Below are 1,484 nucleotides of genomic sequence, written 5' to 3'. Positions count from 1 at the left end.
GAATTCCTGCAGGTGCAGGAATACACGCACGTGCGCCGCTGGGCCGAGCAGATCGCCGCGCGCCCGGCCGTGCAGCGCCTGGGCGGCATCTTCGCGCTCGCCAATTCGTCCTCGGGCGGGCTGGTGGCTCACCTGCAGCTGCAGCGCGCACCCGACCAGCCCGACGGCAAGGGACCGAAACAGCGGCTGCGCCGGCCGCAGATCAAGCGCCACCTGCCGCCGGAGTCCTACCACAGCCCGCGGCCGCTGTAGGGGCTGCGGCGCTCAGCCGCGCCTGCCGTGCAGCAGCACCACCGCCCGCGCCTCGATCGACAGGCCCTGCCCCACCGGCCCGAGGCGCTCGGCCGTCTTGGCCTTGACGTTCACCCGGTCGACGGCGAGGCCGAGCGCCCCGGCGATGCGCTCGCGCATGGCGCCGATGTGGGGCGCCAGCCGCGGCGCCTGCGCCACCACCGTGCTGTCGACGTTGCCGATGGCATAGCCCGCCGCTGCCACGCGGCGCGCCGCCTCGGCCAGCAGCACCACCGAATCCGCCCCGCGAAAGCGCGCGTCCGTGTCCGGGAAGTGCGTGCCGATGTCGCCAAGCCCCGCCGCGCCCAGCAGCGCGTCGGTGATGGCGTGCAGCAGCACGTCGGCGTCCGAGTGGCCGAGCAGGCCCATGCGGTGCGGGATCTCGACCCCGCCGATGACCAGGCGCCTGCCTGGCACCAGCGCGTGCACGTCCCAGCCTTCGCCCATCCTGATGTCCATGAAGCTCCCTGCAAAGTGACCGGCTGCGCGCCGGCGTTGTTCAGTGCGCCGGCGGGCGGCGGAAAAAAACGGCGGTCGCCGCACCCTCGGCCGCCTCGCCCAGGCGGCCGCCGAAACGCTCCACCGTCGCGCCGTGCAGGCGCTGGGCGAGCACGGCCTCGGCCAGCGCGAAATCCTCGGGGTAGGTGACCTTGAAGTTGTGCGCCCCGCCGGCGACCAGGCGCGGGCGCAGGCCCATCGCCTCCATGGCGCTGGCCTCGTCCGTCACCGCCGGGCCCACCTGTTCCAGCGCCGCGCGCAGGGCGCCGAGCCGAAACATCTGCGGCGTCTGCGCGAGCCACTTGTCGCTGCGGTCCACGGTGGCCGCGACCCGCACGCCGCCCGGGCCGTCGGTGGCCGACTTGAGCGTGTCGGCGACCTTGTGGGCGAGCAGGCCGCCCACGCCGTCGCCCAGGCACGCGTCGATCAGCGCATCCACCTCGGCGGTGGTCACCAGGCAGCGCGCCGCATCGTGCACCAGCACCCAGTCCCGATCGGCCGCACCGCGCTCGCGCAACACGCGCAGGCCGCCCAGCACCGTGTCGGCGCGCGTCGCGCCGCCGCAGGGCGCGGTGAACCATGCAGGATGCGGGTGGCGCGCAAGGAACTCGTCCCCTGGGGCCACGGCGACCAGCGTGCCCGCCAGCCGCACCACCCCGGCCAGCGCCGCCAGCGTGTGCAGCACCAGTGGCTGG

Annotated in this window: 2 protein-coding genes and 1 pseudogene; 1 reads left to right on the top strand and 2 read right to left on the bottom strand. The window is 74.7% G+C overall.

Features of this window, described 5'->3' with window-relative positions; all coding sequences use genetic code 11:
• Positions 1–252, top strand: a pseudogene (locus tag A612_RS13610) (hypothetical protein); the annotation flags it as partial.
• Between the two features lie 12 nt (positions 253–264).
• Here A612_RS13610 and ispF read toward each other — a convergent pair.
• Together ispF and A612_RS13600 are read right to left on the bottom strand one after the other, a co-directional pair.
• Positions 265–750, bottom strand: coding sequence for a 2-C-methyl-D-erythritol 2,4-cyclodiphosphate synthase (gene ispF, locus A612_RS13605; RefSeq protein WP_040436958.1), 486 nt, complete (start codon positions 748–750; stop codon positions 265–267).
• 40 nt (positions 751–790) lie between these two features.
• Positions 791–1,484: IspD/TarI family cytidylyltransferase (locus tag A612_RS13600; protein ID WP_019375011.1), on the bottom strand; the 694-nt coding region annotated here is incomplete at its 5' end.

Source organism: Melaminivora alkalimesophila (assembly GCF_000282995.1).
Lineage (GTDB): Bacteria > Pseudomonadota > Gammaproteobacteria > Burkholderiales > Burkholderiaceae_C > Melaminivora > Melaminivora alkalimesophila.
The sequence above is the reverse complement of the archived record's forward strand: the minus strand, read 5'-3'. Positions and strand labels throughout refer to the sequence as shown.

Coding starts and splice junctions, on each gene's coding strand:
- ispF (WP_040436958.1), bottom strand. CDS start 750: ATGGACATCAGGATGGGCGAAGGCTGGGACGTGCACGCGCTGGTGCCA.